Raw genomic sequence first — 23,160 nt, 5'->3', positions numbered from 1 at the left:
GGTGGAGGGGACCGGAGAAAGGGTGAGAGATGCATTGCTTGGCCTGCTGAGCGCAAAGGGTCCTGATGAATCCACGAAGGCTTACTGGGGTATAGAGAATCGCGTGGTTGTTCAGGGCGAGTTGTATGAGATCGCGGAAGCGTGTACGTCCGTGCTGGTTGCCTGTCTAGTAGACCCGCGCCCACGATTCGTGAGGATAGCGGTTCTTGATCTTCTGTTCCAGATACTCGGGGGGTGCGCATCATCCTCGAGCTTCACTCCGGGGGACATTGTGTACGCGTTCTGCGGACCCCATCCTGTCTTCGAGCCCCTGCGCCGCTTAGAAACCCGCGCCGGAGGTATCGATGGACGAGAGCACACGCACCTGGCGCGACCGCGTGGCGCGCTGGCATAAGAGCGGGCACTCAGCCCGCGTATTCGCGGAGCAGGAGGGGGTCAACGCCGGCACGCTGTACTCGTGGAGCCGCCGACTGGGCATGAAGCGGAGCGAGTACCGGCAGCGCTCGGAAAAGGCGACGCTGCCCACGTTGCTCCCGGTGGTGGTCGCCCCGTCGGGCCCTACGGATTGCTCTCCGGGCGCGGCGCTGGAGATCGTCTTCCCAGACGGCGCGGTCGTGCGCGTCCCACCGACGTTCGACGAGGAGACATTGGCGCGCGTTGTTCGAGCGCTCGGGGGCGCGCGATGATCCCGGGCCGTGTCTCGATCTACGTTGCCACCGAGCCGCTCGACCTGCGCCGGTCGTTCGATGGCCTCGCTGCCGTCGTGCGGGAAGTGCTGCGGGAGGACCCGCTCTCCGGAGCGCTGTTTCTCTTTTTCAACCGGGCAGCCGACCGCTGCAAGGCCCTGTGGTGGGACCGTAGCGGGTACTGTCTACTTTACAAAAGGCTGGAGCGCGGAGCATTTCGAGTACCGCGTGCGGTCACTCTGGGAGGCACAAGCGTCGTCATCGACGCGGCCGAGCTCGCGAAGATCCTGGAAGGCATCGCCCTTGCGCCGTCGAAGTTGCGGCGAGTGGTCCCGTTCGCCGAGACCGCACCGCCTCCGGCCCCCTGATCTCACCTGACAGCTTCGCACGCTCCCGGGTAGCACCCACGGTCGCATTGCCTCGAGCGGCAGAAATTTTCCTCAACAAGCCCCCTTCAAAAAGCAGGAGTTCACGAGTACTTACGGCGCCGTGAGCAAGCCGGTCGAAGAGCAGATTCGCGAGCTCAAGGACAAGCTCGCGCGCGCTGCCCATGAGCGGGACGAGTACCGCAAGCTGTACGAGCTCGCCAGCATCGAGCTGGAGCGGCTTCGCCGGCACATCTTCGGCCAGAAGGCCGAGCACGTCGACCCTGGGCAGATGCAGCTCGCCTTCGATGCGATCGTGCAGATGCTCGCGGGCACGGGGGCGCAGCCGGATGCGGGCGCGACCGGCTCACCCGACGGTGGCGATGGCGCGGCGCCGAACGGCTCCTCCGGAGGCGGGGACAAGGGGCGCCAAGCTCGCCCGCACGGGCGGCAACGCCTGCCCGAGCATCTGCCGGTCGAGCGGATCGAGCTGTTGCCGCCGGAGGCGCAGGATGAGCGCGCGACCGCGCTTGTCCGCATCGGCGAGGAGGTGTCGGAGACGCTGGAGTGGCGGCCCGCGAGCTTCGTGCGACTGCAGATCGTGAGGCCGAAGTTCGCGGTCAAAGGTGAGCCCGAGCAAGGCATCACGATCGCCGACGTCCCCGACAGCCCTGTCCCGCGCAGCCTCGCCGGTCCGGGTTTGCTCGCGCACGTGCTGGTGAGCAAGTACGCCGACCACTTGCCGCTCCACCGGCAGGAGAAGATGTTCGAGCGCTGGGGCCTTCACCTCTCGCGTTCGACCCTGTGCGGCTGGGTCGAGTCGTGTGCCGACAAGCTCGCGATCGTCGTCGAGGCGATGGCCAAGGACGCCCTGAACGCGCACTGCATCGCCATCGACGCCACCGGCGTGCTCGTGCAAGCGAAGGACAAGTGTCGGCGGGGCCACTTCTGGGTCCTGGTGGCGGACCGAGATCACGTCCTGTTCCGTTTCACGCCGCATCACAACCAGGATGGCCCGAAGGAGTTCCTTCGCGGCTACAAGGGCTATGTCCAGGCCGACGCCTCGAACGTCTACGAGCAGCTCTTCCGCACCGAGGGGGTGACCGAGGTCGGTTGCTGGGCCCATTGCCGGCGAAAGTTCTTCGAAGCGATGACCTCCGACCGGGACCGCGCGACCGTGGGCATCGGCTTCATTCGCAAGCTCTACGCGATCGACAAGGCGACCAAGGAGCTGGCTCCGAACCGTCGAACCGAGCAGCGCCGGACGGACGCCGAGCCCGTGCTCGTGGCCTTCCGCGCGTGGCTTGAGACAGAGGACCTGCTCGTCCTGCCGAGGAGCCCCATCGCAGGTGCCATCGGCTACGCGCTCAACCAATGGACCGCGCTCACCCGCTTCCTCGAGGATGGTCGGCTCCGCCTGGACAACAACCGGAGCGAGCTTGAGCTCCGCCGAGAGGCCGTGGGCCGTAAGAACTGGCTCTTCGTGGGCAGCAAGGACGGCGCCGAGTGGAACGCCACCATCGTGTCGCTCATCGCCTCCTGCGCGCTGCACGGCATCGAGCCCTGGGCTTACTTGCGCGACGTGCTGATCCTGCTGCCCACCTGGCCTCCCGAGCGTGTCATCGAGCTCGCTCCCAAGTCCTGGAAGCAGACCCTCGAGAACGCCGACGCTCGGCAACGGCTCGCGACCAGTCCATGGCCCCGGGCGCCGGACGCGACGCCCAGCTGATCGATCCTCGGCATCGCCGGCAGCTGCCGCGGGCATCGTCACCGCCTTGCCGCCCGCCGGGCGCACCGGTCGCCGGCTTTGGCGCGCTGGTGCCGGCTCTTGGGCGCTTGCGCGGTCGACGCGTGGCTTGCGGCGCCTTGCCGACGATTCGGGCCCGGCAGAGGCATCGGCGGCACGCTGCTTCGCCGCCGCGCGCCTGCGGGCAACGTGCACGCGGGCGGTGACCTCGGCGTCGACCGCCGTTTCCTCCGCTCGCTGCTGGGCCCAGCCACCCTTCGCCGCAGACCGCTCTTCCTCTCGCATCGCGTCGCGAATCTACGGCGACGGCACGCACCACGCGATGATGGGGTCTACAGGACGGATACGACATTGTTGAGCGATGTCATCGTGCGGCACGGGAGGGGCTATGGATTCTCGTTGACGAAGCCGTGCACCGTGAAAGAGAGGCCGCTCGAGATGTTCTTAGATTGCTCGGTGAAGAGGAGCGGGTAGACGCGCTCTCGAAATCCGCTCCCTAACCTGGCAGGGGCTCGGGCGCCCGTGAGGTGCACCGGCTGATGCATCAATGATCGCTCTTGGGACACGAGCACCTCGTGGCGGAGTCGCGCCTGGCAGCGGGGACACCGGTACGACGCGAGCAGCAACCAGACCGGCTGGACGAACCCGGCCACGGGCACGCGGATGGCGGACTGGAATGAGGAGAACCGCATCACGCGGTGACGCAGAACGGGCAGATGCTTGGCATACGGAAGTTGCCAACAGGTTTGAGGCGGGCCAGACGGGAAACCTATGAGGGGATTGCGCAGGGGGGCACGTTCCGGCACCAGACCCCAACCCGTCGAGGTCGGGGCGGCCGCGTTACGGCGGGCGTTGCGCCAGGTTCGGGCGCGGCGCTGGTCGTGTCTGTGTGCGGCGGCGCCGCGGTTCGGCTGGCGCGAGCTTCCCAGGCCCGAGCTCAGCGATCGGGCTCGGGTCGGGCCCACGCCAGCCGAGAAGGGCGATCCGCCGCCGCGCCCCCCCCAACCCCTGCCGAACCCGCGGATCGCGACGATGGTTCGCCAGCGCAAATCAGCCTGCGGGGGCACGTCCAGCGCGCGCCGCGGGCCCTCCGCCGCTCAGGGCGCCGGCTGTGCCGGCACGAAGCGCTCGATGACCGCCTTGCGAAGCAGCTTCGGCGGCAGGATGCCCTGGGCGAGCACGAAGTCGTGGAACCGCTGCGCGTCGAAGCGCGGGCCCATCATGGACTCGGTCTCTCGCCGCAGATCCATCAGCCGGGTGAACCCGTAGAAGTACGAGGTCGCCTGCCCCGGTGCGCGGAAGGTGTAACGCTCCACCTCGGATTGCGCGAGGGGCGGCGAGAGGACCACCTCTTTCTCGAGGAAGGTCCGCGCGGCGGCCGGCGTGATCTTGCCCGCCTGGAGCTCCGGGTCCAGGAAGCCGCGGGCGGCCCGGACCAGGCGGTGTTGCAGGGAGACGAGCTGGCCCTCGGGCGGCATGAACGGGAGCAGGATGGCCTCCGAGTAAAGCGCCCACCCCTCCATGTTGGCGCTGTTCTCCGCGAAGACGGCCCGGGCGAGCGAGACGCTCCGCTCGACGAGCGAGGCGAACTGGAGCTCGTGCCCGGGGCGCGCCTCGTGGGCGGTGAGCGTCCATGACGCCGCGGCAAAGGTGAAATCGTCGATCCTCCGCAGCTCGTCGGAGGGCCCAGGCAGGCTGAGCGGCAGCACGAACTCCCCCGCTTCTCCCTGGTTGTCGAGCAGCCGCGGCGGCCGCATGCGCGGCGCCGGCATCTCGGCGCTCTCGGCGGCGGTGCCGAGCCGGATGCGCGCCGGCCGCTCCGGCAGCGTGACGAGGCGCTCCTTCCGGAGGATCTCTTCGATCTGGGCGAGCCGCTCCTTGTAATGCGGCACGATCGCCTCGCCCACGAGCTGCTCTTTCTTCAGGGCGCGGATCACGTCCCGGTAGTCCGCGCTCGGCAAGTTGCGCGCTTTCGCGATGGGCAGCGAGAGCTTCTGCATCTGCGCCTTCAGATCGTCGAAGGCGGCGTGGGCCAGCTGAGCGAGCTGGGCGGGCGGGATGTCGACGCCATGCAGATCGAGCATGTACGCGTAGAGCGGCGGCGGCAGCGCGAAATCGGCCCGCGCCTTCGGGAGGACGTCCCTGCGCAGCGCCGCGTCGTACGCCTCGAGCTGACGATTCAGCGCGGCCAGCGGCTCTTCGTGGCCGCTGATGCCGTATTTCCGGAAGAGCTCGCCGAGTCCCTCCCGCACACGGGCGTTGGTGGCGAGGTGCCGCTCGATCTCCATCCTGGAGGGCGCCAGCAAGCCGGGCTTCCCGAGCTCCTGGTCGAGCCTCTTCCTCGCCTGCTCGGCGATGGGCGCGTGGCCCGCCTCCAGCCCGGCGTACCGCCGGATCCTTCTCGGCCGCTCGGCGCTTCTCCAGCTCCGCGATGGCCTCGCGGTACGCCGCGCGCAGTCGCGCCTCGACGCCGGGCGACAGGTCCGAGACCTCCTGGTCGGCGCGCTCGACCCCCAGCGCGCTGGCGCGCTCCGGCGAGAACCTGGCGAGCACGTCGAGGAGGATCTTCGCATGGACAAGTTGTTGAATTGGCACCGCTTTTCAGGGGACGCCGGAGCGCATGGAAAATGTTCAGTCAGCCCGGGTCAGGTCCCCGCAGCTGGGGCTTGACGTCTTCGGGAACTTTGGATCTCCTTCTCCGCTGGCAGGTTTCGGTAGATGAATTCACGATAGTGAAACTGGCCCTGCGCGGCCGCGTCCGCCGGCACAGCGCTGAGCCGCATGGGAAAGCGAGCGGTGGAACATGGCAGACATTCGTCATCTGGTCATCGTGATGCTCGAGAACCGCTCCTTCGATCACATGCTCGGTTACCTGCGCGGCACGGGCATGGACGTCGATGGAGTGATCGGCGCGACGAACTCGGACGATAACGGCACGCCGATCCCTGGATATCATCTCGAGAGCACGAGAGTCCGGATCCGCCCGCATCACCACCGGAAGGAGGTCGTGCGGCAGATCAACGGCGGCGCGATGGACGGCTTCGTGAAAGGCTACAGCACGAACAGCCACGTCGCCGAGATCATGGGCTGGTACGACCAGCGCGATCTGCTGACGTACGATAGCCTGGCGCGACAGTTCGTCGTTTGCGATCGGTGGTTCGCTTCGTTCGCGGGCCCGACGTGGCCGAACCGCTTCTTCGCGCTCTGCGGGACCAGCGGCGGGCGCACGGGCAACCTGCAATGGATCGACCACGCGACGTTCTTCGACCTGTTGCCGGCCGACTCGTGGCGCTACTACTCGCACGACATCGCGTTCTTGCGCACCGTCGAGAAATACAAGGGCCACCGCGGGCCGCCGATCGCGAAGATCTCCTCGTTCTACAGGGCTTGCCGTGAAGGCACGCTGCCCAGCGTCTCGTGGATCGACCCGAACTTCACGCTGGTCGACGTGGACGCGCTGCTGAACTGGGCGAATGACGACCATCCCCCGGCCGACGTGGCGCGCGGTCAGAACCTGATCGCGCGCATCTACAACCACCTGATCGCGAGCCCGTCCTGGCCCCACGTGGCGCTGGTCGTGACCTACGATGAGCATGGCGGGTTCTACGACCACGTGCGCCCGCCGCCGTCGCCCGCGAGCGAGGCGACGCCGTTCGATACGCTCGGCGTTCGCGTGCCGGCCCTCGTCGTCTCGCCGTGGGCTCCGCGCGGCGTGCCGTTCCACGGAACACTCGACCATACGTGCATCGCGCGCACCGCGCTCGAGCTGTTCGCCCCCGATCGCGTGAACGCGCTGAGCCCTCGGGTCACCGCGTCTCCGAGCCTGCTCTCCTTGCTCAGTGAGCCGAGGCCACGCACCGACCAGCGCAGGCTCGATGGTATCCCGATCCTGGAGACCGCGGTCGCCCCGATTCACATGGGCTCGACCGCCCCGTCCGGCTTTCACTCGATGGAGCTCACCGACGCCCAGCAGGAAATTCTGACGCTGAAGAAGGCCGTGCTCGAGGCCGGCGTGCCCGTCGAGAACCATTGAGCCAGGGCGCGGCCATCCGCGGCCGCGCGCCTTTTCGAGCGAACCCGGCGTCGACGCGCGCTGCCGCGACGGGGAGCCCGCTCGCCGGTGAGCGGCGCCAGCTGCGCCGCCCGCGCGGTGACCTCTCCGTCTCGCGTTACGCGCCCTTCAGCGCCGCCGTGCAGTGCCCGCAGCGCACCGCCTTGATGGGGATGCTCATCGCGCACTCGGGGCACTCCTTCGTCGTCACCTCCTCCGCGTGTTGCCTCTGAAGCTTCCCCATGAGCCGCACCAGGAGGAAGACGCTGAGCGCGACGATGAAGAAGCTCACCAGGCTATTGATGACGACCCCGTACTGGAGGAGCACCGCGCCGGCCTTCTCCATCTCCTCGGGGGTCGCGTACGGACCGGGCCCGCTCGGCGCCTTCAGGACGATGTAGTGCCGGCTGAAATCGATGCCGCCCGTCAGGAGGCCTATCGGCGGCATGATCAGGTGATCTACCAGCGTCTTGACGATGTTGCCGAACGCCGCGCCGATCACGACGCCCACGGCCATGTCGACGACATTGCCACGAACCGCGAACTTCTTGAAATCCTCCCAGAACATCGCTTCCTCCGGCGTCGGGGGCTCCTGCCCCCGCGATCGCACCGCTCCGGTATCGTCTCTCCGCGATCAGGACATTACCAGCCGCCTGTGCGGACCGCGCGGCAGCGGCGGTCGCCGCCATCCGCGCAGCCGCCGCCAGCAGCACGAACGGTGCCACCGGGCTCGTCCGTGGGGTCACCCTGGCCAGCCGCTCGCGATCGCTGCCCTGCCCTCCGTGCAAGAGCGCCACACCTGGGGCCAACTGCGCCACCTCACACCGATTTCGCACATGGCGGTTCCCCGGCCCGGGGCGGCTCTCTAGGATGCGCGCCGGAGGAACCACCGAGCCATGGACCCCGACGCCGAGGCCGCCCTGCGTTACCGCGCCAAAGCCGAGCTGCGGAAGCGCGCTCGGGCGGTACGCAGCTCCATCCCCCTCGACGCCATCCTCGAGCGATCGCGCCGGATCCAGCGCGCGCTCGCGGAGCTGCCGGCCCTCGCCGCGGCCCGGCGGGTCGCGCTCTTCTACCCGATCGAGGGGCGCAACGAGGTCGACCTCCGGGAGCTCGATCCGCTGCTGCGCGCCCGTGGCGCCCGGGTCGCGTATCCCTCCATCGACCCCGAGTCGCGCGCCATGACCTTCCGCTTCGTCGAGGACCCCGAGGCCATGGAGGAGCGCGGCCTCGGCTTCCGCGAGCCTGACGCGACCGACGAGGAGGCCGCTGCGCTCGACGTCATCGTCGTGCCCGCCCTGCAGATCGACGCCCGGGGGCACCGGATCGGCTATGGCGCCGGCTACTACGACAGCACCCTGCCGCGCTTCTGCCCCCCGGCGCATGCGGTGGGCGTCGTGTTCGACTTCCAGCTCGTCGCCGAGGTGCCGGCGACCCCGGGCGACGTCCCGCTCGGGACCATCGTCACCGACGCCCGCGTGCTCGCCGCCGAACCCGCCTAGGATGCCCAGGGCGCAGGTGGGAGAGGACATCGCGAGCGACAGGCCCGTCCTCCTCGCGGCCATCGCCTCGGGCGCGATGATCGCCCAGCAGGTCGCCGGCCGGGCGACCCGGGACGCCCTCTTCCTCGCCAGCTTCGGCGCGGCCGACGTCCCCAAGGTCATGGCCGCCGGCGCGGTCCTGTCGTTCGCCGCCGTCGTCCTGCTCTCGCGCGCGCTCCTCCAGCTCTCCCCCGCGCGCGTCGTCCCGGCCACGTTCGCCGCGAGCTCCGTGCTCCTCGCCCTGGAGTGGGCCCTCGCCCGGCGCGCGCCCGGCGCCGCCGCCCTCGTCTTCTACCTGCACATCGCCGTCTTCGGCGCGACGCTCATCTCCGCCTTCTGGTCGCTCGTCAACGAGCGCTTCGACCCCCACACCGCCCGCCATTCCATCGGGCGCATCGCGGGCGGCGGGACCGTCGGCGGCGTGATCGGCGGCCTGTTCGCCTGGCGCGCCAGCCGCCTCATCGACGCCCCGACGATGCTCCTCGCCCTCTCCACGGTGAGCGCCCTCACCGCCTGGGCCACCCACCACCTGGGCGTGGGCCTCGCGCGCGTGGCCGGCGCCGCCGGCGGGGCGGGGCGCACCGAGGTTGAGGCGGGGCGCACCGAGGTTGAGGTGGGGCGCACCGAGGTTGAGGTGGGGCGCACCGAGGTTGAGGTGGGGCGCACCGAGGTTGAGGCGGGGCGCACCCAGGTTGAGGTGGGGCGCACCGAGGTTGAGGCGGGGCGCACCCAGGTTGAGGTGGGGCGCACCCAGGTTGAGGCGGGGCGCACCCAGGTTGAGGCGGGGGGGCGCACCGAGGTGGAGGCGGGGCGCACCGAGGTGGAGGCGGGGCGCACCCAGGTTGAGGCGGAGCGCACCGAGGTTGAGGCGGGGCGCACCCAGGTTGGCGCCGGGGGGGCGGGGCTGGCCGCGCTGCGCGACAACAGCCACCTGCGCGACCTCGGCCTGCTCGTCGGGCTCGGCGCCGTGAGCGGCGCGCTGTTCGACGTGGCCCTCAGCGCCGAGGCGGCCGCCGCGATGACCGACCGCAACGCGCTGCTCTCGTTCTTCGCGCTCTTCCACCTCTCGGTGAGCGTGCTCTCGTTCCTCGTGCAGTCGCTCGCCGCCACCTTCTCGCTCGACCGGCTCGGGCTCGCCGCCACCATCGGCATCCTCCCGGCCGCGGTCGTCGCGAGCACCCTCTCCCTCGTGGTCGCGCCGCGGCTCTGGGCCGCCTCCATCGTCCGCGCGACCGAGGCGGTGCTCCGGAACTCGCTGTTCCGGTCGGGCTACGAGCTGCTCTACACGCCTCTGCCCCCGGACCAGAAGCGGTCGATCAAGACCCTCATCGACGTCGGCTTCGACCGCATCGGCACCGCGGTGGGCAGCGGCCTCGCGATGGCCCTGCTCGTGCTCGCCCCGGGCGGGTCGCTCCCGCTGCTGCTCGGCCTCGGCGCGGCGGCCGCGGGCGTCACGTTGCTCTTCACGCCTCGGCTGCACCGGGGCTACGTCGCCGCGCTCGAGGGCAGCCTGCGCTCCGGCGCCGTCTCGCTCGACCCGACGAACGTCGTCGACGCGACCACCCGCCGCACCCTCAGCGGCACCGTCGACGCGCTCAGCCGCGACAGGGTCCTCGCCGAGCTCGCTGCGCTCCGGAACGCCGCGGCGGCGCGGCACGACGCCGGGCGTGTCTCCGCCGACGGCGAGCGCACGTCGCACCCCGGCCCGCCGCTCTCCGGCCGCTCACCGCTCTCCGGCCGCGCGTCGCTCGCCGGCCCCGCCTCCGGGGACTCGCTGCGGCCTCCGGCGGGTGATCGCAGGGGCGTCGACGGGCCGCTGTCCGCGCGCGCCGCGTCGGCCGCGCTGGCGTCCGATCCGGTGCTCGCCGCCACGGCCGACCTGCGCACCGGCGATCCCGAGCGGATCCGCCGGGCGCTCGTCCGGGAGCCGGACCCTGCGCTCGTGCCGCACCTCCTCCCGCTCCTCGAGCGCGAGGGGCTCACCTCCGAGGCGATCCGGGCGCTCCGCGCCGTCGCCCCCCGCGCGACCGGCCAGCTCACCGACGCGCTCCTCGATCCGTCCGTGAGCGTCGCCCTCCGGCGCCGCATCCCGCGGGTGCTCCAGGCCTGTCCCACCCAGCGCGCCGCCGACGGCCTGATCCTGGGCCTCGCCGACGAGCGCTTCGAGGTGCGTTTTCAGTGCGGCGTCGCGCTTGCGCGGCTCCTCCAGCAGCGCGCGCCGATCCACCTGCGGCGCGACGACGTGATCGAGGCGGCGATGCGGGAGATCGCGATCGGTCGCCGGGTGTGGGACGCCCAGCCCCCCAACGTCGCGCCTCCGGTCGAGGCGCCGCTGGCCGAGCGATTGCTCGTCGAGCGGACGAGCCGCAGCCTGGAGCACGTGTTCCGCGTCCTCTCGCTCTGCCTCGATCGTGAGCCGCTCGAGATCGCCTACAGGGCGCTCCACGCCGACGACGCCCACCTCCGCGGGACCGCGCTCGAGTACCTGGAGAACGTCCTGCCGGCGCCCATCCGCGAGAGTCTCTGGCCGTACCTGGGCGCCCGCGCGCCCGCCCCTCCCGAGCCAAGCGCCGCCGAGCCGCGCGCGCCGCGCCTGCCCGAGCACGCGCTCGACGAGCTTCGCCGCTCTGCCGCCAGCATTCCGCGGGCGTCGCTCTCCGCTGCGCGCCGGCGACGAGAGCCCCGCACGTAGCGCGTGGCTCTCGTCGCCGCTCCGGCGAGCGACAAAAAGAAAAAAGCGTCGCCGGGGCCTAGGGGGGGAGAGGCCGCACCAGCAACGCTCGTCCGTGAATTAGCAGCTCATATGCCACCGCGAGAAGACGGAAATAGATTGAAAATTCGCATAGATGTCCCGGGCACATCCCCCCCGCGTTGCAATCCTGCGATTTCATCCTTGCAGCCGAGCATCGTGTCGAGGACGTCCCCCCCGGTCCCTCTCGATGCGTTCCCCCCGCCGTCTGCCCCCTCTTCACCGGTTTCCGCCCCCCTCTGCCCCCTCTGCCCAGCCGCAGCAGAGCGGCGGTCTCCCGCACAGGAGACGGGCCCAGATCGGCGTTTTCGGCGCGCAAGCGCACTCCGGTGCGCTGAGCACCGAAAACGTCGAGGTGGGCCCGTATCCGAAGCGGGTGACCGCCGCTCTAATGGAGGGGGGAGCGGCGGTGGACGCGCTGGTCGAGGTGCTCGGCGATGGTGAGCCGGTCGGCGTCGCTCATGACCACGAAGCGGACGGCGAGCAGGTTGTCGCGGTCCCAGACCGGGCGGGCGCGCAGCCGGATGGGGCGCCCGACCCCGAGGTCGAGCTCGAACGGGGTCACGGCGGGCAGCGCCCGGCCTGCCAGCGCGGGCGCGCGCTCGACGACCATCCCCGTGGGGGAGAGATCGATCGCGCGACACCGGTGCCGGTGGCCATCGACGAGCGCCGAGACGGGGAAGTCGACCTGAGCGCGCGCGCCCTGCCTCCGATCCATGGGAGCCTCCTTGGTGTCCTCGTGACGCGGCGAGCCTAGGTCGCGGGGCTCGTCCGGGCCAAACATCGGGCGGGCGAGCCGCGCCGTCCGCTCGCGGCGCCGGGGCGCGATCTCGGCGCGGTCCGCTCGCGGCGCCGTGGCGCGATCTCGGCGCGCGCGGGATCGGTGCGATATGCTGGCCCGGCGAAAGGAAGGTGTGGCGATGCCCACGTGCCGGGAATGCGATAACGAGGTCGACGAGCTCAAGACGATCAAGGTCGGAAGCAAGAAGAAGAAGGTCTGTGAGGACTGCGCCGACCGCGCGGCGCAGGAGGGCGCGATCGCCGAGGAGAGCGAGGCGGTGGTGCAGCAGATGATGGGCTTCAAGGGGAGGCGCTGACCGCTCTCCCGCTCGCGCGCTCTCCCGCTCGCGCGCCCGCCGATTCCCCCCGATCTCCCCCGCGCGGCGAGCAGCGCGATGCCGCGCGGACGCCACCGATCTCCCGTCGAACGCCGGCCCGTCGTCCTTCTCCACGATCTCCCGTGAGCCCGTGTCGCGCGTCGACCGCGGCAGGCCAGCCGCGACCCGCATAGCGGATCCTCCGCCATGCGATCGAGCAGGGCCGCGAGCTGTTTTCTTGCTTGCGGTGCAGCGGTGTCGCCGAGGGAGCGCGCGACCTCCCTCGGGTCACAGGCGCCGTGGCCGAGATAGCGAATGCGGGGGTAAGGTAGGTGAAGGTCGTTGGCCGACATGGAGAACCCTGTCGCATTGCGGGTTCACCCACATTTTCGGGGGATTTCGTCTGCATTCAAGCGAGCGAACGACCACTTCTCTATACCTTCCTTACATCAGCGGACGGACTGCGCATTGCAGTTCTGCATCGAAAATTTGCAACAGTGATGTGAAAAGCGGCCGAGGTGTGCGACCTAATTGGGTGTTCGTTTCGTTTTCGAAAGCATTTCGTCTTGACCCGTCGTGTTAATCCGGGAATAAGTTGTTTCACGAGAGCGCCGGTATCCGCCCCTCTGGTGCTGAATGGTCTGCACCGATGGTTCGCGGCGCGAAGGCACGCAGCGGGAGGCTCCTCTTCTGCCCCCTGATGCTTTCGCCCGTTACGGTCCTGTTCACCACAGGGGTTCGACGACGCCGGGGGAGAAAAAGCCATGCATTCAATTTCTCAAGGCTTTGGGTCGCGGTCGTTTGCTGCCGGTAAGTTCATCGCCTCGCTCGTGGCGATGTCGATCGTCGGCTTCGGCTGCGCGCCGCTCGACGAGGACGTGACCGCAGAGGAGCTGGACGCGGAGGAGCAGGCGGCCGGCACGACCTATCAAGTCGGTCCCACGCGCACCTACAAGACCATCGGTGAGGTAGCCAGCAGACTGCAGGCGGGCGACGTGGTGGAGGTCGACGGCAACGCCACGTATTCGGGCGACATCAGGCTCACGAAATGGGGCACGCCCACCTCGAAGATCACGATCCGCGGCGTGCGCGTCGGCGGGAAGCGCCCCGTCCTGAGGGGCGGCACCAACACGATCGAGATCAACGCGAACCACATCGTCTTCGAGGGGTTCGATGTGACGGGCGGCACCTCGAGGTGCATCTTCCAGCACGGGCACGATGTCACCATCCGTGACTCCGTGATCCACGATTGCCCAGCGCACGGCATCCTGGGCGCCGACAGCGATTCGGGTTCGCTGTTGGTGGAATACGTGGAGGTCTATAACTGCGGCAGCGGTACGCAGAAGCACCCGATCTACATCGCGACGGATGAGTCCGCCTACCCGGGCTCCGTGTTCCGGATGCAGCACAGCTATGTCCACGATGCAATCGGCGGCAACGCGGTGAAGACCCGCGCGGAGCGGAACGAGATCTATTACAACTGGATCGAGGGCGGGCTCTACAAGGACCTCGAGCTCATCGGCCCCGACGGGCAGGATCCGGGGCTCGCGCGGGAGGACTCCGATGTGGTCGGCAACGTCTTCCGCAAGACGCACACGCAGTACGTGATCCGCGTCGGCGGCGACGGCACGGGCGACACCAACGGGCGGTATCGGTTCGTGAACAACACGTTCCTGCTGATGGCGGGGTCGAGCGCGGCGATCCACCTGTTCGATGGCATCGAGAGCATCGAGCTGCACAACAACATGTTCTATCGCGTCGGGGGCGGGAGCGTTCAGGTCTTCCGTGACGACGCGAGCTGGACGACCGGCAGCCCGCTCATCAAGGGCGTCAACAACGCCGTGCCCACGGGCACGACGGTGCCTTCCGGCTTCACGGGGACGCTGATCGTGAGCGATCCCGGCTTCACGAGCATCGGCAACCGCGACGTGACGCTGCTCTCGACGAGCCCGATGCGGAACGCGGGTGTCAGCTCGACGACGGGGATCTCGGGGCGCACGTTCCCGTCGCCGCTCGCGATGCCGCTGTACCACCCGCCGAAGGCGGCGCTCGCGGCCGTCGGCACCGCGCAGCGGCGGACGGCCGTGGGTGCGGTCGACATCGGCGCGTTCGAGTTCGGGACGACGACCGCGACGCCGACGCCCACGCCGACGACACCCACGCCCACGCCGACGACGCCCACGCCCACGCCCACGACGCCTGCGCCCACGACGCCTGCGCCGGTGTGCTCGGTGGTCAACGCTGGCCAATGGTTCAATTCCCAGCTGCCTTCGACCCAGCGGGGCACCTTCACGGCGACCTGGGACGTGACGCCGAGCGCGTCGAAGATCGACGCTGTGGTCGGCCTCTCGAGCGGCTCCGCGAGCCAGTGGACCCAGCTCGCCGCGATCGTCATCTTCGACGAGGAAGGCAATGTCCGGGTCCGGAACGCCTCCAGGTACCAGGCGCTCCGGGTGTTCCCGTACACCGGCGGGACGACCTATACCGTCCGGATGGTGGTCGACGTGGCGGCGAAGCGGTACTCGGTGTACATCCGGCCGAAGAACGGCACCGAGGTGCAGCTCGCGAGCAACTACGCGTTCAGGTCCGAGCAGGCCAGCGTCGCTTCGCTCGCGAACTGGGCGATAACGCAGACGATCGGAACGGCCACGCTGTCGGCCTGCAACTTCAAGATACAGTGATCCCACGGGGGCCCGGCGCGAGGAGACCGTGTTCTTCGCGCGGCGCGGGGACCCCGCCGGACTCACCTGAGACAAAGCTCCTCCGACTTCGCCGGAGGGGCTTTGTCATTTGGGCTCAGACCTCGGCCCTCCCCGCGCCACGCGAAGAACACGGTCTCCTCGCGCCCACGGAGGTCGATGGGGCGTAGGCGTTAGCCAGGCTCCGCGCCCTGAGCGTGACCGAGCGAGCCTGCTTAACGCCTCACGAAAGCGCCGCTCGGTCACATGGCCAGAGAGGGAGTCTGGGGTGTAGCCGTGATGGATGCGGCGCCGGGCCGCCCCGGAGGCTCAGGCGAGTCCGCTGCGCTCGAGCAGGGCGTCGAGGGTGGGCTCGCGGCCGCGGAAGCTCCTGTAGAGATCCATCGGGTCCTGCGTGTCGCCGAGCGCGAGGATCTGGCTCCGGAACGCGTCGCCCACCTTCCGGCTGAACAGGCCCTCTTCCTGGAAGCGGGAGAACGCGTCGGCGTCCAGCACCTCGGCCCATTTGTACGAGTAATAGCCCGCTGCGTAGCCCACCGGGCTCGAGAAGAGGTGCGAGAAGCCGGCGATCATGGCGTAGCCCTCGGGCAGCGGGACGGGCGAGTAACGCCCGAGGACCTCGCGCGCGAACTCGACGACATCACCCTGCTCTCCGGACCAGTCCATGTGGAGCGCGAGGTCGATCTCGGCGAAGCCGAGCTGCCGCATCGTCGCGGCGCCCGCGCGGAACGTGCGGGCCGCGCGCATGCGCTGGAGCAGGTCGTCGGGGACGGGCACGCCCGTCTCGTGGTGGCGCGCGAAGAGGTCGAGCGCGTCCCGCTCCCAGCACCAGTTCTCCATGATCTGCGAGGGGAGCTCGACGAAGTCCCAGGCGACGTTGGTGCCGGCGAGGCTCCGGATCGGCACCCGGCTCGAGGCGTGGTGCATCATGTGGCCGAACTCGTGGAACAGCGTCTCGACCTCGCGGTGGTTGAGCAGCGCGGGGCGGCCGCCGACCGGCGGGGTGAAGCTGCCCGCGAGGACCTCGAGGTGACGCGCGTCCTCGCCGGCCGCGCGCCCATTCTCGCTCGGCGCGCCCGTCACGAGCCCGTGCATCCAGGCGCCGTCGCGCTTCTGCTCGCGCGGCACGAAGTCGAGATAGAAAGCGGCGCTCTGGGCGCCGTCCGGCTCGACGAGCTGGTAGGCGCGGACGCTCGGGTGCCACGTGGGGGCGGCCTGCCACGGCGCGATGCGCACGCCGTAAAGACGGTGGGCGATCTCGAACAGGCCGGAGACGACGCGATCCAGCGGGAAATACGGGCGGAGCGCCTCGTCGTCGAAATCGTAGCGGGCGCGGCGGAGCTTCTCGGCGTAATAGGCGACGTCCCACGGCGCGAGCGGCGGCGCGTCCGGGCCCTCGATCTCGCGGCGGAAGGCGGCGAGCTCCTCCTTCTCGCGGACGAAGACCGGCTCGGTGCGCGCTCGCAGCGTGTCGACGAAGCGGCGCGCCGCGGCGCCCGTCTTCGCCATCCGGTCCTCGAGCACGAGATCGGCGAAGCTCGCGTAGCCGAGCAGCTTCGCCTTCTCGCCGCGGAGCTCGAGGATGCGGCGGATGAGCGGGCGGTTGTCGTGCTCGCCCTCGGTCGCCCGCGTGTTGAAGGCGCGGTAGAAGCGCTCGCGGATGGAGCCGTCGTCGAGGTGCGTGAGCACGGGGATGTAGCTCGGCGCCTGCAGCGTGAAGCGGTACCCCTCGATGCCCCTGTCCTTCGCGCCCTGACGGGCCGCCTCGACCGCGCTCGGCGGCAGGCCGGCGAGGCGGGCAGCGTCCTCGACAACGAACTCGAAGGCGTTCGTCGCGTCGAGCACGTTCTGCGAGAAGCGCAGGGTGAGCGTGGCGAGCTCGACGTCGATCTCGGAGAGGCGCTTCTTGCCGGCCGGGTCGAGCTCGGCGCCGCTCCTCCGGAAATCGTCGAGGGTCTTCTTCAGGAAGCGGTGCCGTGGGCCCGTCAGCGCCGCGGCCTCGGGCGTGGCCGCGTACGCCTTGAGCGCGCCGTACACGCCCTCGTTGAGGGCGATGCCGCTCAGGAACTCGCTGACCTCCGGCTGGACGGCGTTGTACGCGGCGCGCAGCGCGGGGGTGGTGGACGTCGATTCGAGGTGGGAGACGACGTTCATGGCGCGGTCGAGCCGCTCGGTGACGGTCTCGAGCGCGGCGAGGGTGTTGTCGTAAGTGCGGGGGCCGGGCGCCGCGACGAGCGCGTCGAGCCGGGCGCGGGCGTCCTGGAGCAGCGCGCGCACCGCGGGCTCCACGTGCTCGCTCCGGATGCGATCGAACGGGATCTCGAAGCCGAGAGTGAGCAGGGGATTGTCGGTCGCTTCGGTCATATCGTTCCTGGTTGGGCTTGATGGGGCCGGCGGACGGGCGCGGGCCGGCGACCCTGGGCCGGTCCGCGCAGCCCTACCTTGGTAAAGGCGCCGGCGAGGGTTGGCCAGTAGTTCGTCGTCGGGCGAGAGACTAGACGCCCAGCCACCGCGCGACGATCGTGGCGAGCACGTCGGACGTCCCCGAATGGATGCTGCCGCCCAGGGCGTCATCGAGGGCGGAGGGGAGGCCGCTCTCCTCGAGGTAGCCAGCGCCGCCGCGGAGCCGGAGGTCGTCGAGCGCGGACGCCACGGCCGAGTCCGCCGTGTGCCATTTCGCGAGCGCGGCCTCGGCCTGGCCGCGCTCGCCCTGGTCAAGCGCCCACGCGGCGCGGTAGATGAGCATCCGCGACGTCTCCAGCCGCAGCTTCATCTGGGCGAGGCGGTGCGCGACGGCCTGGTGGCGGGCGATCGCCTGGCCGCCGATCTCGCGCTCGCGGGCGAAACGGACGGCCTCGCCGAGGGCGCGCTCCATGGCGCCGAGGCGGAAGGCGAGGATGAGCGCGCGCTCGAAGGTCATCGCGATCTGGAAGACGGCGAGGCCGGCGCCGGCGCGGCCGAGGAGCGCGTCGTGGCCGACCTCGCAGCCGGCGAACGAGACGGGTGCGAGCCGCGCGCCCCGGAGGCCCGCGGTCGCGAGCGGCGCGCCGGGCAGGACGCGCGCGGCGCCCTCGCCCGCGGCGCGGGGGACGAGCAGCGCGGTGAGGCCGCGCGCCGGGGCCCCTCCGGCGCCGCCGCCGTCGCGCGCGATCGCGAGGTACACGTCGGCCCGGTCGGCCCAGGTCACGTAGCGCTTGTCGCCGGTGAGCCGGTAGCCGGCGTCCGTGCGGTCGGCCCTGGCCTGCACCGACGCGACGTCCGAGCCCGCGCCGGCCTCGGTCGCGGCGACCGTCGCCATGCACGCGCCGCTCGCCATCCGCGGCAGCCACGCGCGCTGCTGGGCGGGCGTGCCCACCCGCGCGAGCAGGAGCGCCACGCCGAAGAGGTGCGCCCCCGCGGCGAGCAGGACGCCGCCGTCGCGCAGCGCCGCGCCGAGGCCCTCGTAGGCGAGCGCCGTCGTGACGAGGTCGAGGCCCTCGCCGCCGAGATCGCGGGCGATCGGCAGGCCGAGGGCGCCGCCCCGGGCGAGGACGCGCATGCGATCGTCCGGGGCCGCGGCGTCGGCCTCGGCGCCGAGGGCGCGCATGCGGTCGTGGACGGCGCGCTGGGAAGGGGTCCACCCGAAGTCCATCGCCGCTGCGATACCAGAGCCGGCGAGGGGCGGGGAGGAGTGGGAGGAGGGGAGGAGGGGAGGAGGGGAGGAGGGGAGGAGGCGAGGACGGCGCGCGCGCGCGCGCGCGGGCTCAGTAGGGGCGCGCTCCGGCGAAATTGCCGGGAGGATCGTAGTTGCACACCCAGATCTGCCAGGTGCCGCCGCCGAACGGCGAGCCGGTCGTGCAATCGGCGACCCCGCAGCCGAGCCGCAGGGAGTCGGCCCACACCACCTGAGTGTAATGGCCGCAGGTGGAGCTGCAGGCATTGCTCGCAAGATCGTAGTTGGCCGCCTCGTCGACCCACGAGGCGACAACATCCTCCGGTGTGGGCGACGAGCCGGTCGACGCGAAGATGTTCTCTCCATAATCGCTCGCGCTATGGCCGAACATGCACTGGGCGGCATAAGCCTGAGCCATCGCGGCGATCTCGGGCGACCACTCGAGAGGGGGCACCGGCTGATCGGCGGGCGGGTCGACGGCGGCGCGCGCGGCATTGTGGGCCGCCGTCATCCCCGTCATCCTGGGCGGCTCGCCGGCGCCCTGGCCGCTCGTCGGGCCCTCGTCGTCGGACGAGGCGCCGCAGCCGGCCGTCAGGGCGAGCAGGAGAGAGAGCTGCACAAACCGGGGGAGCCGTGGGCCGAGCGTCATCACGGGGCCATTGTCCTACGGCTCGGCCGAGCTCTGCAACGGCGATTCGATGAAGGCTCGTTGAACCCACGACGTGCCGTGTCATGGCGCGCCCTCAGCCCTCCCCTCAACGCTCCCCTCAACCCTCCCCTCAGCCCTCCCTGGACGGCCGCGACCGGGCGTTCTTCCTACCTCTGCCGTCGACATGAATATCAACAGATCTCGTCGTCGTTGGCTCCCGTGCTGACGGGCATCGCCCTAGGGTGACGTCGAGACGAGCAACAATTCCGCAGCATGGGCCTTGTCATGTGGGTCGATCTATGAGCTATTGTCGCCCTGCTTCGGAGGCGGCTGCCATCCGAGCTCGGAGGCGAGCGTGCTCCTTCATGGGGTTTCACCGCTCTCCGTGGCAGCTCGGCACCAGCGGCAGGCCCGACAAAGAACCAAGGAGTTTCCCGATGAATATCCGTGTGACGTGGCGAATCGCGGCATTCCCGCTGGCGCTGGCGGGGCTCTCCGTCATCCCGGCGATGGGGTGTGACAAGGTCTCGGAGCTGCAGAATGACGTCTGCTGTCGCGATTTCACGCCGGGCGCCGATCTCGCCACGGTGAAATGGGGGCTCGAGGGCGAAGCAGAGCTCAATTATGGTGCCTTCATGCAGTCCGTGTCGGACTTCACGGGCGCCGCGGGCGCCATCGTGGCGGACGTGACGAGCGCCTGTCAGGCGATCGCGCTGGACCTCGGCGCGGACGTGGCGACGATCACGGCGACGAAGCCGAACGAACGGGCGGAGCAATGGTGTGAGCTCGCCGTCGACGCGCTCGGGGACGCGACGGCCGACCTGTCGATCACCTTCCAGCCGCCGAGCTGCACGGTCGACGCGAGCGTGCAGGCGAACTGCGAGGCGAGGTGCAGCGCCAACGTCGAGTGCCAGCTGACCCCGGCGGAGATCGTCGCGCGCTGCGATCCCGGCCAGCTCTCGGGGCGGTGCGAGGGGAAGTGCACCGGCTCGTGCGAGGGCTCGGCCAACCTGGCGGTCCACTGCGAGGGCACGTGCCAGGGGACGTGCGAGGGCACGTGCGACGGCGAGTGCTCCGCGACGACCGCCGGCGGCGACTGCCGCGGCGAGTGCCAGGGCAACTGCACGGGCGAGTGCCGTGGCTCGTGCGCGTTCGCGGCCGAGGCAGATGTGCAGTGCAACGCCGACTGCTCGGGCTCCTGCGACGTCCAGTTCAAGGCGCCGAAGTGCAGGGCCGAGCTCAAGCCGCCGAGCGCCGAGTGCCAGGGGTCCGCGGAGTGCAGCGGCTCCTGCGAGGCGAGCGCGAGCGCGAAGGCCAGCTGCAGGGAGCCCGCTGTCAACATCGAGGGTGGGGCCGACGTCGAGGCGGCGATCGCGACGCTCAAGGCGAACCTGCCGCGGCTCCTCGTCGTCGCGCACGCGCGCGGCGAGCTGCTCCTCGCCAGCGCCGAGGCTGTGGTCCAGGCGGGCGGCAACCTCGAGGGCGCGGCCACCGGCAGCGTGAAGGCGGGGGCGTGCCTCATCCCGGCCACCAATGCGATCACGCAGGCGGTCGAGAACATCCAGGCGGGCATCACGGGCAGCGGCAGCGTGATGGCGAAGCTGGAGATCGCCCCCCCCGGCCCCTGAGCGCAGGGCCCGTGAGCGCAGGCCCGGCAGCGGCGGAGGCCGCGGCCGGGCGCGCGTGAAGGAACCCGTCAGGCCAGCTGCAGGCGCACAGGCCGCTCACTGCGGCGTTGCGCCCCTGGTCCGGGCGCGGAACGCCTCCGGCGTCACGCCGGTCCAGCGCCGGAACGCCCGGTGGAACGCGCTCGGCTCGGAGTAGCCGAGCAGATACGCCACCTCCCCGATCGCCATGTCCGCGTCGAGGAGCGCCGCAGCGCGGCCGCGCCGGACCTCGTCGAGCAGCGCGTGGACGGACGTCCCCTCGTCGCCGAGGCGGCGCTGGAGCGTGCGCGGGCTCATCCGCAGGCGCGCCGCGAGCGCGTCCAGGTCGGCCCCCTCGCGCAGCCGCTCGCCGAGCAGCGCGCGCACGCGGTCGGACAGCGCGGGCGGCGCCGCGCCCGGCAGCCGCGCCGCGGCGGCGCTCATGTGGCGCTCGAGGAACGCGGCGAGCGCCTCGTTCGCGTGTGGTAGCGGCCGAGCGAGCTCTTCGACTGACAGGACCAGCTCGGTCGCCGGCGCCCCGAACAGCACCGGCGAGCCGAGCCGTCGCGCCTTCTCCTCCGGATCACCCTCCGGCGCGTGGCGAAAGCGCACCGCGAGCGCCTGGATCGGCGCGCCGCACATGCGCCCGGCGTTCACGAGCGCGTCGAACGCGAACATCTCCGCGAGCTGGCCGTGGGCCGGCCGGTCGGGTCCGAAGGGCACGAACCCGAGGTGCGCGCGGCGCCCGCGGATCTCCAGCGTGTAGCGCTCGCCCTCGTTCCAGATCTGCTGGTAGCGGAGCATCCGGCGGAACGACTCGCCGAGGGTCGGGCTGCTCATGGCCAGGAAGCCGAGCGCGTCGAAGTGCTCCGGCTCGAAGCGCGCCGCGAAATCGAGGCCGAGGTGCGGATCGGCGGTCGCCGCCACGGCCGCCTCGATGAGCGCATAGAACGCCGCGAGCGGCACGCGGGCGTCCGGACCGGCGAGCGCCGCGCCGGCGAGCCCCGCGGCCTCGAGCAGCGCCCGCCGATCCGCCCCGCGCTCCGCGGCGTGGTCCACGAGCTGCGCGGCGGTGCGGGCCCAGATCGTCGGGGCGGGCGCCCGCGGGGCCTGGCGCCGCATGTCAGCCCTTGTGGCGCGCGCTGTCACTGCTCCCCGGCCGGGCCGGCCCCAGGCTTCCGGGCGATCGGAGGAGCATCATGCGAAAGCACAGCATCGAGGAAGGGCGCGGCGCGTTCGTCGAGGGCGCCTGGTACATCATCGCGGACGCTGCCTGCGTGGGCAAGCGGCCGGTCGCCGTCGAGCGCTTCGGGACGCGGCTCGTGCTGTTCAGGGACGAGCGCGGCGCCCTTGTCGCGGCGCGGGCGCGCTGCCCGCATCGCGGCGCGGACCTCGGCCTGGGGCGGGTCGTGGACGGGGCGATCGAGTGCCCGTACCACGGCTTCCGGTTCGCCTCGGACGGGCGCTGCGTCGCGATCCCGTGCGAGGGGCGCGGCGCGACCGCGCGCGGCGCGGGGGATGCGCTCGCGCTGACCCGGTACGAGGCGCGGGAGCACCGGGGCTTCGTGTGGCTCTTCTGGGGCGAGCGGCCGGCCGAGCTGCCGCCGGTGCCCTGGTTCGATGGCCTGCCGCCGGACGAGCGGCACGCCCACACGGCGTCGATGGACTGGCACGTTCCCTTCGCGCGCGCGATGGAGGGCATGCTCGACTTCCACCACCTGCCGTTCGCGCACCGCCCCTGGTTCCCCGGCGTCGGCGCGATGCTCGACCCTTGCGAGGTCCGCGTGGAGGGCGACGTCATCCACGCCGAGGCGGTGCTGCGCCACGACGACGGGGAGCCCTGGGACGGCCGTCGGGGGTGGAGGTTCGAGATGGAGGTGCGCTTCCCGGGCGTGCTGCGCCTCTCGTTCGGGAAGCGCGTGGTGGGCGTGGCGGGGTGCGCGCCGATCGACGCGGAGCGGACGGCGATCGTGGGGCGGTACTACGTGCCGATCCCGGTGATCGGGCGGCTGCTCGCGTGGCTCGGGTTGCGGGCGGAGCTCTGGCTGATCCAGCCGGGCGACGAGCGGATGCTCGCGTCCTCGGAGCCGCGCGACGCGGATCTCGACGCGTGTCGCTTCGTGCGTGCGGACGCGGGGATCCTCGCGTGGCACAAGATGCGGCGGGCGCGGCTGAAGGCGCAGCGCACGGGGGAGCCGCGCCGGCTGCCGGTCGAGGCGGGGTGAGGCGGCGCCGGGCGACTCACGATCGCGCGGATCTGCTCCACGACGAGGTTGAA

General features: G+C 70.9%; 17 protein-coding genes. 10 read left to right on the top strand and 7 right to left on the bottom strand.

Annotated elements, in window-relative coordinates; translation table 11 throughout:
- The first annotated feature begins 344 nt into the window (after positions 1 to 344).
- The 3 genes from tnpA to tnpC all read left to right on the top strand — a co-directional run bounded on the left by tnpA (position 345) and on the right by tnpC (position 2,780).
- Positions 345 to 686: an IS66 family insertion sequence element accessory protein TnpA gene (gene tnpA / locus WMF45_RS38150; protein WP_437710855.1), complete on the top strand. Its 342-nt coding sequence runs from the start codon at positions 345 to 347 to the stop codon at positions 684 to 686.
- Entirely contained in the window at positions 683 to 1,054 is a 372-nt protein-coding gene (gene tnpB, locus WMF45_RS38145; protein ID WP_437710854.1) for an IS66 family insertion sequence element accessory protein TnpB, read from the top strand. Before tnpA ends, tnpB begins: the two co-directional genes overlap by 4 nt.
- Before the next feature lie 121 nt (positions 1,055 to 1,175).
- Entirely contained in the window at positions 1,176 to 2,780 is a 1,605-nt protein-coding gene (gene tnpC, locus WMF45_RS38140) for an IS66 family transposase (protein ID WP_437710853.1), read from the top strand.
- Positions 2,781 to 3,895: 1,115 nt separating this feature from the next.
- Here tnpC and WMF45_RS38135 read toward each other — a convergent pair.
- Positions 3,896 to 5,371: a DUF885 domain-containing protein gene (locus tag WMF45_RS38135; RefSeq protein WP_437710852.1), complete on the bottom strand. Its 1,476-nt coding sequence runs from the start codon at positions 5,369 to 5,371 to the stop codon at positions 3,896 to 3,898.
- Positions 5,372 to 5,601: 230 nt separating this feature from the next.
- On the opposite strand from WMF45_RS38135, the gene WMF45_RS38130 reads away from it, so the two are divergent.
- Positions 5,602 to 6,831: a phospholipase C gene (locus WMF45_RS38130; protein WP_437710850.1), complete on the top strand. Its 1,230-nt coding sequence runs from the start codon at positions 5,602 to 5,604 to the stop codon at positions 6,829 to 6,831.
- A 136-nt stretch (positions 6,832 to 6,967) separates the two neighbouring features.
- Here WMF45_RS38130 and mscL read toward each other — a convergent pair whose 3' ends face one another.
- The gene (gene mscL / locus WMF45_RS38125) at positions 6,968 to 7,417 is read right to left on the bottom strand and encodes a large conductance mechanosensitive channel protein MscL (protein ID WP_437710849.1); all 450 of its coding nucleotides are present in this window, start codon (positions 7,415 to 7,417) and stop codon (positions 6,968 to 6,970) included.
- 328 nt (positions 7,418 to 7,745) lie between these two features.
- Here mscL and WMF45_RS38120 point away from each other — a divergent pair, with 328 nt between their 5' ends.
- Together WMF45_RS38120 and WMF45_RS38115 are read left to right on the top strand one after the other, a co-directional pair.
- The gene (locus WMF45_RS38120; RefSeq protein WP_437710847.1) at positions 7,746 to 8,351 is read left to right on the top strand and encodes a 5-formyltetrahydrofolate cyclo-ligase; all 606 of its coding nucleotides are present in this window, start codon (positions 7,746 to 7,748) and stop codon (positions 8,349 to 8,351) included.
- A gap of 16 nt (positions 8,352 to 8,367) precedes the next feature.
- Positions 8,368 to 11,082 (top strand): hypothetical protein, encoded by a 2,715-nt coding sequence (locus tag WMF45_RS38115; RefSeq protein ID WP_437710845.1) that lies wholly within the window; start codon positions 8,368 to 8,370, stop codon positions 11,080 to 11,082.
- 445 nt (positions 11,083 to 11,527) lie between these two features.
- Here the strand turns inward: WMF45_RS38115 and WMF45_RS38110 are convergent, their stop codons facing one another.
- Positions 11,528 to 11,857, bottom strand: coding sequence for a PilZ domain-containing protein (locus WMF45_RS38110; protein WP_437710843.1), 330 nt, complete (start codon positions 11,855 to 11,857; stop codon positions 11,528 to 11,530).
- A gap of 202 nt (positions 11,858 to 12,059) precedes the next feature.
- Between WMF45_RS38110 and WMF45_RS38105 the strand changes: the two genes are divergently transcribed.
- Both WMF45_RS38105 and WMF45_RS38100 read left to right on the top strand, forming a co-directional pair.
- Positions 12,060 to 12,236 (top strand): hypothetical protein, encoded by a 177-nt coding sequence (locus WMF45_RS38105; RefSeq protein ID WP_157907138.1) that lies wholly within the window; start codon positions 12,060 to 12,062, stop codon positions 12,234 to 12,236.
- Positions 12,237 to 13,000: 764 nt separating this feature from the next.
- Positions 13,001 to 14,917 carry a hypothetical protein gene (locus WMF45_RS38100; RefSeq protein ID WP_437710841.1) on the top strand — a complete coding sequence of 639 codons (1,917 nt, stop codon included), beginning with the start codon at positions 13,001 to 13,003 and terminating at the stop codon, positions 14,915 to 14,917.
- Between the two features lie 327 nt (positions 14,918 to 15,244).
- On the opposite strand, the gene WMF45_RS38095 is transcribed toward WMF45_RS38100, so the two are convergent.
- The 3 genes from WMF45_RS38095 to WMF45_RS38085 all read right to left on the bottom strand — a co-directional run bounded on the left by WMF45_RS38095 (position 15,245) and on the right by WMF45_RS38085 (position 19,236).
- Positions 15,245 to 17,299 (bottom strand): M3 family metallopeptidase, encoded by a 2,055-nt coding sequence (locus tag WMF45_RS38095; protein ID WP_437710839.1) that lies wholly within the window; start codon positions 17,297 to 17,299, stop codon positions 15,245 to 15,247.
- 130 nt (positions 17,300 to 17,429) lie between these two features.
- Complete coding sequence (locus WMF45_RS38090; protein WP_437710837.1) at positions 17,430 to 18,566, bottom strand: acyl-CoA dehydrogenase family protein; 1,137 nt, start codon at positions 18,564 to 18,566, stop codon at positions 17,430 to 17,432.
- A 112-nt stretch (positions 18,567 to 18,678) separates the two neighbouring features.
- Positions 18,679 to 19,236, bottom strand: coding sequence for a CAP domain-containing protein (locus WMF45_RS38085; RefSeq protein ID WP_437719619.1), 558 nt, complete (start codon positions 19,234 to 19,236; stop codon positions 18,679 to 18,681).
- Between the two features lie 437 nt (positions 19,237 to 19,673).
- Between WMF45_RS38085 and WMF45_RS38080 the strand changes: the two genes are divergently transcribed.
- A complete protein-coding gene (locus WMF45_RS38080; protein ID WP_437710835.1) occupies positions 19,674 to 20,864 on the top strand; it encodes a hypothetical protein in 1,191 nt (396 codons plus the stop codon).
- Between the two features lie 96 nt (positions 20,865 to 20,960).
- Here the strand turns inward: WMF45_RS38080 and WMF45_RS38075 are convergent, their stop codons facing one another.
- The gene (locus WMF45_RS38075; protein ID WP_437710833.1) at positions 20,961 to 22,004 is read right to left on the bottom strand and encodes an AraC family transcriptional regulator; all 1,044 of its coding nucleotides are present in this window, start codon (positions 22,002 to 22,004) and stop codon (positions 20,961 to 20,963) included.
- Between the two features lie 77 nt (positions 22,005 to 22,081).
- Here WMF45_RS38075 and WMF45_RS38070 point away from each other — a divergent pair, with 77 nt between their 5' ends.
- Entirely contained in the window at positions 22,082 to 23,107 is a 1,026-nt protein-coding gene (locus WMF45_RS38070) for a Rieske 2Fe-2S domain-containing protein (RefSeq protein ID WP_437710831.1), read from the top strand.
- Positions 23,108 to 23,160: the final 53 nt, after the last annotated feature.

The organism is Sorangium sp. So ce448, assembly GCF_051520915.1.
Taxonomy (GTDB): domain Bacteria; phylum Myxococcota_A; class Polyangia; order Polyangiales; family Polyangiaceae; genus Sorangium; species Sorangium cellulosum_B.
The sequence above is the reverse complement of the archived record's forward strand: the minus strand, read 5'-3'. Positions and strand labels throughout refer to the sequence as shown.

Coding starts and splice junctions, on each gene's coding strand:
- tnpA (WP_437710855.1), top strand. CDS start 345: ATGGACGAGAGCACACGCACCTGGCGCGACCGCGTGGCGCGCTGGCAT.
- tnpB (WP_437710854.1), top strand. CDS start 683: ATGATCCCGGGCCGTGTCTCGATCTACGTTGCCACCGAGCCGCTCGAC.
- WMF45_RS38135 (WP_437710852.1), bottom strand. CDS start 5,371: ATGCGAAGATCCTCCTCGACGTGCTCGCCAGGTTCTCGCCGGAGCGCG.
- WMF45_RS38130 (WP_437710850.1), top strand. CDS start 5,602: ATGGCAGACATTCGTCATCTGGTCATCGTGATGCTCGAGAACCGCTCC.
- mscL (WP_437710849.1), bottom strand. CDS start 7,417: ATGTTCTGGGAGGATTTCAAGAAGTTCGCGGTTCGTGGCAATGTCGTC.
- WMF45_RS38120 (WP_437710847.1), top strand. CDS start 7,746: ATGGACCCCGACGCCGAGGCCGCCCTGCGTTACCGCGCCAAAGCCGAG.
- WMF45_RS38110 (WP_437710843.1), bottom strand. CDS start 11,857: ATGGATCGGAGGCAGGGCGCGCGCGCTCAGGTCGACTTCCCCGTCTCG.
- WMF45_RS38105 (WP_157907138.1), top strand. CDS start 12,060: ATGCCCACGTGCCGGGAATGCGATAACGAGGTCGACGAGCTCAAGACG.
- WMF45_RS38100 (WP_437710841.1), top strand. CDS start 13,001: ATGCATTCAATTTCTCAAGGCTTTGGGTCGCGGTCGTTTGCTGCCGGT.
- WMF45_RS38095 (WP_437710839.1), bottom strand. CDS start 17,299: ATGACCGAAGCGACCGACAATCCCCTGCTCACTCTCGGCTTCGAGATC.
- WMF45_RS38090 (WP_437710837.1), bottom strand. CDS start 18,566: ATGGACTTCGGGTGGACCCCTTCCCAGCGCGCCGTCCACGACCGCATG.
- WMF45_RS38085 (WP_437719619.1), bottom strand. CDS start 19,236: ATGACGCTCGGCCCACGGCTCCCCCGGTTTGTGCAGCTCTCTCTCCTG.
- WMF45_RS38080 (WP_437710835.1), top strand. CDS start 19,674: ATGAATATCCGTGTGACGTGGCGAATCGCGGCATTCCCGCTGGCGCTG.
- WMF45_RS38075 (WP_437710833.1), bottom strand. CDS start 22,004: ATGCGGCGCCAGGCCCCGCGGGCGCCCGCCCCGACGATCTGGGCCCGC.
- WMF45_RS38070 (WP_437710831.1), top strand. CDS start 22,082: ATGCGAAAGCACAGCATCGAGGAAGGGCGCGGCGCGTTCGTCGAGGGC.